Source organism: Brevundimonas sp. (assembly GCF_032107865.1).
Taxonomy (GTDB): Bacteria; Pseudomonadota; Alphaproteobacteria; order Caulobacterales; family Caulobacteraceae; genus Brevundimonas.
This window is the reverse complement of sequence record NZ_DAMCNG010000246.1, coordinates 1-3,742: the sequence shown is the minus strand read 5'-3', so window position 1 is coordinate 3,742 and position 3,742 is coordinate 1. Positions and strand designations below refer to the sequence as shown.

General features: G+C 69.6%; 7 protein-coding genes. 1 reads left to right on the top strand and 6 read right to left on the bottom strand.

Annotated elements, in window-relative coordinates; all coding sequences use genetic code 11:
* The coding region (locus RT567_RS14830; protein ID WP_313577020.1) for an FAD-dependent monooxygenase at nucleotides 1-840 on the top strand (840 nt) is incomplete at its 5' end.
* A gap of 39 nt (nucleotides 841-879) precedes the next feature.
* On the opposite strand, the gene RT567_RS14825 is transcribed toward RT567_RS14830, so the two are convergent.
* The 6 genes from RT567_RS14825 to trxA form a co-directional block, all read right to left on the bottom strand.
* Nucleotides 880-1,071, bottom strand: a complete 192-nt coding sequence (locus tag RT567_RS14825) for a hypothetical protein (RefSeq protein ID WP_313577019.1) — start codon at nucleotides 1,069-1,071, stop codon at nucleotides 880-882.
* Entirely contained in the window at nucleotides 1,068-1,271 is a 204-nt protein-coding gene (locus RT567_RS14820; RefSeq protein WP_313577018.1) for a DUF2188 domain-containing protein, read from the bottom strand. The genes RT567_RS14825 and RT567_RS14820 overlap by 4 nt, the downstream gene beginning before the upstream one ends.
* Nucleotides 1,268-1,411, bottom strand: a complete 144-nt coding sequence (locus RT567_RS14815) for a hypothetical protein (RefSeq protein WP_313577017.1) — start codon at nucleotides 1,409-1,411, stop codon at nucleotides 1,268-1,270. The genes RT567_RS14820 and RT567_RS14815 overlap by 4 nt, the downstream gene beginning before the upstream one ends.
* 89 nt (nucleotides 1,412-1,500) lie before the next feature.
* The gene (locus RT567_RS14810) at nucleotides 1,501-1,695 is read right to left on the bottom strand and encodes a Trm112 family protein (RefSeq protein WP_003166576.1); all 195 of its coding nucleotides are present in this window, start codon (nucleotides 1,693-1,695) and stop codon (nucleotides 1,501-1,503) included.
* Between the two features lie 150 nt (nucleotides 1,696-1,845).
* On the bottom strand, nucleotides 1,846-2,505 hold the full coding sequence (locus RT567_RS14805) for an LON peptidase substrate-binding domain-containing protein (RefSeq protein WP_313577016.1): 660 nt from the start codon (nucleotides 2,503-2,505) through the stop codon (nucleotides 1,846-1,848).
* Between the two features lie 10 nt (nucleotides 2,506-2,515).
* A complete protein-coding gene (gene trxA / locus RT567_RS14800; RefSeq protein ID WP_313577015.1) occupies nucleotides 2,516-3,415 on the bottom strand; it encodes a thioredoxin in 900 nt (299 codons plus the stop codon).
* Between the last annotated feature and the right edge of the window lie 327 nt (nucleotides 3,416-3,742).

Here is a 3,742-nt window from a genome sequence, read left to right as displayed (position 1 = left end):
AATCTGGAGGTACGCGCCCCCGCCGCCGTGGCCGATGTGGCGGTCGGGCCGGGGCGGGCGACGGTGACGCTGAAAGACGGCTCGACCCTGTCGGCGCCGCTTGTGATCGGGGCCGAGGGCCGCAACTCGACCGTGCGCCGCGCGGCGGGCATTGATGTCTTCGGCTGGACCTATCAGCAGAGCGGCGTGGTCTGCACCGTCCGCATGGAAAAGCCGCACGGCAACGTCGCCCATGAGTATTTCCTGCCGGACGGCCCCTTCGCCATCCTGCCGCTGACGGAAAACCGGGCCAATCTGGTCTGGACGGAAAGCACCCGCCGGGGCGAGGCCTTGCGCTCGGCTTCGGACGAGGCCTTCCACGCCCATCTGACGCGCCGGTTCGGCGATTTCCTGGGCGGGCTGACGATCGAGGGGCCGCGCTTCGTCTATCCCCTGTCGCTGCAGCTGGCCGAGGGCCTGACCGCGCCCCGCATAGCCATCATCGGCGACGCCGCTCACGGGGTGCACCCGGTGGCGGGGCAGGGGCTGAACATGGGCCTGAAGGACGTCGCCGCCCTGTCCGAGGTGCTGACCGAGGCCGCCCGCATCGGCGAGGACATCGGCTCGGAACTGGTGCTGGAGCGCTACGCCCGCTGGCGCCGGTTCGATAACGCGGCGCTGGCGGCGGGTTTCGACGGCTTCGTGCGCCTGTTCTCCAACGACATCGCCCCGGTGCGGCTGGCCCGCGATCTGGGCATGGCGGCAGTCAACCGTATCGCCCCCCTGCGTCGCGCCTTCATGCATGAGGCCGGCGGGGCGACGGGGGATCTGCCCCGCCTGCTGCGCGGCGAGAGCTTGTAACAGGGCCTATCGCCCTTCGCGCCAAGTCGGTTGCCCGGCTTAGTCGTGGGTGTGCAGCAGCACGTCGGCGTCGTCGCGGCGGTCGGCTTCTTCCACTGCGCAGCGCAGGGCCGAGGCCCGGTTCTGGAACAGGCCGAAAAAGAGCCCGTCCGAAGAGGTCAGGCGCCAGACGCGGCCCAAGCGGCGAATCTCGAACAGGACGAGCCGGGCCTTGGCGCGCGCGGCGGTCATGAGCGGGGCTCAATCAGGTTCAGGCCGTCAGCCTGACGCTGGAGTCGGCGGGCGATGCGTACGGCGGCCTCACGATCCTTGAAGGGGTGGGTGGCGCAGTCGTCCAGGGTGACGCACCAGCCGCCGTCGCGGGCGACGACCCCATAGGCGCGGTGACGGCGGGGGGCGGCGGGGCGCCCGTCGGGATAGCCGCTCATCATCGTGGGCGGCCCCCGTTGCGGGGCGTGCAGCCGAGATAGAGGGCCAGCACGGTCTGGGCCATGCGCCAGACGCCGGGTGCGGCGCGTTCGGGCGGACCGGAGCGGGTCAGCGACTGGTTCAGCAGGGCGCGGCGGCTCATGAGGGGCTCCTTCATGAGGCGAAGAAACACCCGACGGCCATAAGGGCGCGATGAGGAAACCGGGCCGCCGCCTAAGCGCGACGTAAGGTTCAGTCCAGCGGGCGGGCGTCTTCGGCCAGCATGATCGGCACGCCGTCGCGGATGGGGAAGGCCAGCTTGGCGCCCGCCGAGACCAGCTCGTTGCGCTCGCGGTCATAGGTCAGGCGGCCGCGCGTGACCGGGCAGACCAGCACTTCCAGCAGGCGGGGATCGACTGAGACGGGGGTGTTGAAGGCGTCGCTCATGATCTTCTCTAGTTTCCTATCGTTCGCGCCGCGGGCGCTCACTCCTTGAGGAAGTTTGTGCCCTATCGCTCGCGCCGCGGGCGCTCGCTGCTTGAGGGCGCCGGGCGCCCGTGTCTGGGTTGCGCTTTTATCTTTGGATGCGATCGGACGCTACTGCATCGCCGGACCGGGTTCGTCGTCGTCGGGGGCGACGGCTTCGATGCGCAGGAGGGCGGTCAGGGCCGCTTCGCGCTCGTTGAGGCTCAGAGCCTCCAGCAGGGCCTGTTTCTCGGGCGGGTCGAAGGGCAGGCCCATGGCCAGGCTGTTGACCAGGGCCTCCTGCGGCGCGGCGCGAGCGGTGTCCCAGTCGATGTCCATGCCGCGCCCCGCCAGATAGGGCGCCAGGGCCGAGAGGAAGGGCTCGCGGTCGAAATCCTCGGCCGGGTCCGGGGCGCGCAGGTCCGACTCATAGGGCAGGAAGTCGACCCGCGCCTGGCGATAGGGGGTGCGGACCTGCATCTCGGTCGCCACGGCGAAGCGGCACACTCCGGTCAGGGTGATCAGATAGCGCCCGTCCGAGGTCTCGGCGAAGCTGGTGATCCGCCCGGCGCAGCCGACGCGGGTCAGAGGCGGGCGCAGGCCTGCGGGGCCGACCGGCTGGATCAGGCCGATCATCCGGTCGCCCGCCATGGCGTCGTCCACCATGTTCAGATAGCGCGGCTCAAAGATATTCAGCGGCAGCTGGCCTCGCGCCAGGAGGATGGAGCCCGGCAGGGGAAACACCGGGATCACCTGGGGAAGTTCGCTGGCCTTGACGTAGCCCTGAGCCATGATCGCGCCGTTAGGAGAACAGGATGGAGGACAGGCGCCGTCGTCCGTCGCGGGCGACTTCGCTGTTGGGGCCGGCGGCCTCGAACACCGTCAGCAGCTGCTTGCGCGCGGCCTGGTCGTTCCACTCGCGCTCGGCCTGGACGATGGCCAGCAGATGGTCGACCGCCCCCTTCAGATCGCCCGCCGAGGCCAGGGCCTGGGCCAGGTCGAAGCGGGCCTCGTGGTCGTTCTTGTTTGCGGCCAGTCGGGCTTCCAGTTCGGCGGTCGCGCCCGTCGGGGCGGCCGAGGCCAGCGACAGCTGGGCGCGCACGGCCTGGACCGTCGGGTCGGTGGAATCGGGGGGGGCCATGGCGATGGTCTGCATCGCCTGTTCGGCGTCGCCTTCGGCCAGATAGACGCGGGCCATGCCGGCGATGGCTTTCTGGTTGTCCGGCTCCATGGTCAGGACGTGGGCGAAGGCCTGAGCCGCGCCGCCCAGGTCGCTGAGGCCCAGCGATTCCTCACCCAGCGACAGCAGTTGCTCGACGTCGGTGTTGACGCCTTCTCCGCCGGTCAGCTTGTCGATGAAGGCCTTGATCTGGCTGTCGGGAATGGCGCCCTGGAAGCCGTCGACCGGCTGGCCGTTGACGAAGGCGTAGACGGTCGGGATCGACTGCACCCGAAGTTGGCCCGCATAGGCCGGGTTGGCGTCGACGTCGATCTTGACCATCTTCACCGCCCCCTTGGCGGCGCGCACGGCCTTTTCCAGCGCCGGGCCGAGCGTCCGGCACGGGCCGCACCAGGTCGCCCAGAAGTCGACGATGACCGGCTGATGCTTCGAGGCCTCGATCACGTCGGTCATGAAGGAGGCGTCCGTGCCGTCCTTGATCAGGTCGGGCGGGGTGGTCAGGGACGGGTCGGCGAAGGTCATGGTCGGGTCCGCATGGGGGTCGAAGGAAGGTAACGGATCAGATGGCGTCGGGATGCCTCGCCATCAAGCCGAAAGCGCGCCTTGCCGCAGGCGAAGGCGGGCGGAGCGGAAAAAACAGAGTCCAATTCGTCTGAATCGTCTGAAATCTTCACCTTCGGCCGGAGTGGATGACGCCTCAGCGGCTCCATCATGCCATAGCGGGTTGGTGCGTCAGAACGGGGCGCAGCGGTTCTACAGCCGGTCCATCCGCAGCCAGCGGGCGTCGCCCAGCCAGGCGGTCTTGAGGGCCTGGTCCGCGGCGGCGGCTTCGGCGGCGCGGCCCTGGGC

Bases quoted from the DNA above. Each gene is read 5' to 3' on its own strand.
- RT567_RS14810 (WP_003166576.1), bottom strand. From the start codon at position 1,695: ATGAGCGACGCCTTCAACACCCCCGTCTCAGTCGATCCCCGCCTGCTG.
- RT567_RS14815 (WP_313577017.1), bottom strand. From the start codon at position 1,411: ATGAGCCGCCGCGCCCTGCTGAACCAGTCGCTGACCCGCTCCGGTCCG.
- RT567_RS14820 (WP_313577018.1), bottom strand. From the start codon at position 1,271: ATGATGAGCGGCTATCCCGACGGGCGCCCCGCCGCCCCCCGCCGTCAC.
- RT567_RS14825 (WP_313577019.1), bottom strand. From the start codon at position 1,071: ATGACCGCCGCGCGCGCCAAGGCCCGGCTCGTCCTGTTCGAGATTCGC.
- trxA (WP_313577015.1), bottom strand. From the start codon at position 3,415: ATGACCTTCGCCGACCCGTCCCTGACCACCCCGCCCGACCTGATCAAG.
- RT567_RS14805 (WP_313577016.1), bottom strand. From the start codon at position 2,505: ATGGCTCAGGGCTACGTCAAGGCCAGCGAACTTCCCCAGGTGATCCCG.